This is a genomic window from Microbacterium sp. Leaf351 (assembly GCF_001423825.1).
In the GTDB taxonomy this organism is placed as follows: Bacteria; Actinomycetota; Actinomycetes; order Actinomycetales; family Microbacteriaceae; genus Microbacterium; species Microbacterium ginsengisoli.
This window is the reverse complement of the sequence record NZ_LMPK01000034.1, coordinates 101207-102480: the sequence shown is the minus strand read 5'-3', so window position 1 is coordinate 102480 and position 1274 is coordinate 101207. Positions and strand designations below refer to the sequence as shown.

Here is a 1274-nt window from a genome sequence, read left to right as displayed (position 1 = left end):
CCTCGGCGTCGCGCACGCTCGTGACCGCAACGACGTCCACGTCGACGCCGGCGGCGCGAGCCTGGCGCAGCACGTCCACGCCGGTGCCGTCGGGCATGGTGACGTCCAGCAGGACCAGGTCGATTCCGCCCGGCGGCGGCTGCTCGACCAGCGCTCGGTGGGCTGCGCGCGCTGACGTGCACTCGGCGACGACCTCGAAACCGGGCAGTCGTTCGACGTACGACCGGTGCAGCTCGAGGGTGAGCGCCTCGTCGTCGACGATCATCACGCCGATCACGCGGCGCCTCCGCCCGGCAGCGTCACGGTGAACCGGCTCGGCGTCGTGCCGATCTCGACCGTGCCGCCCGCGTCGCGCACGAGGGCGCCGACAAGCGCCAGGCCGACCCCGCGTCCGCCCGCGCTCGCGGCCTTCGTCGAGAACCCGCGCTGGAAGATGCGCTCGCGCAGTTCCGCCGGCACCCCGGCCCCGCTGTCGGCGACCTCGATGATGAGACCCGTACCCGATACGTCGGGGCTCAGCCGCGTCGACACCCATCGGGGTGTGAGGCCCGCAGCCGCGGCATCCAGCGCATTGTCGACGAGGTTGCCGACCAGCGACACCATCTCCATCGGCGGCAGGAGGCCGCCGGGAGCCTCCGCATCGATGTGGGTCTCCCAGCGGATGCCCCGCTCCGCCGCCTGGGACGCCTTGCCCAGCAGCAGCGCTCCCACCGCCGGGTCGCCGGACGTGCCTGCGGCGACGTCGACGAGCGCCTGCGACTGCCGCGACGCCTCGGTCAGGAGCGCGATCGCCTCGTCGATGCGGCCGAGCTCCACCAGGGAGGCGGCGGTGTGCATGCGGTTGCCGTGCTCGTGGGTCTGCGCACGCAGGGCCTCGCCGAGCGTGCGCATCGACTCGTACGAGGAGAGGGTCTCGCGCACGCCCCGGGCCGACAGGTCGCCGGTCACGCGTCGAGTCACCCGGCGCACGACGAGCGCGACGGCGAAGCCGGCGGCGACGGCCACGATCGCGGCGATCGCGACGACGGGGAGCCGCTCGAGGAAGAGTGCGCCGATGCTGCCGGTCGTGACCCCGACCGACACCCACCCCACCAGCCGTCCGTCGTCGTACACGGGCGTGATGGTGCGCAGCGACGGGCCGAGCGTGCCGGTGTACTCCTCGGTGAAGGTCGCCGGCGGCTGCGGGATCGTGCCGATGTAGGTCTCGCCGATCACCGACACGTCGCGATGGGTGACGCGGGTGCCGTCGGGCTCCATGATCGTGATGAAGTCGA

The 1274-nt window shown here is 73.0% G+C and carries 2 protein-coding genes; both read right to left on the bottom strand.

The window, feature by feature from the left end:
* A partial coding sequence (locus tag ASG00_RS18110; RefSeq protein WP_327037505.1) for a response regulator occupies positions 1-277 on the bottom strand: 277 nt, incomplete at its 3' end.
* Positions 274-1274 (bottom strand): sensor histidine kinase (locus ASG00_RS10615; RefSeq protein WP_235559490.1); only part of this gene is annotated, 1001 nt, incomplete at its 5' end. The genes ASG00_RS18110 and ASG00_RS10615, both read right to left, overlap by 4 nt.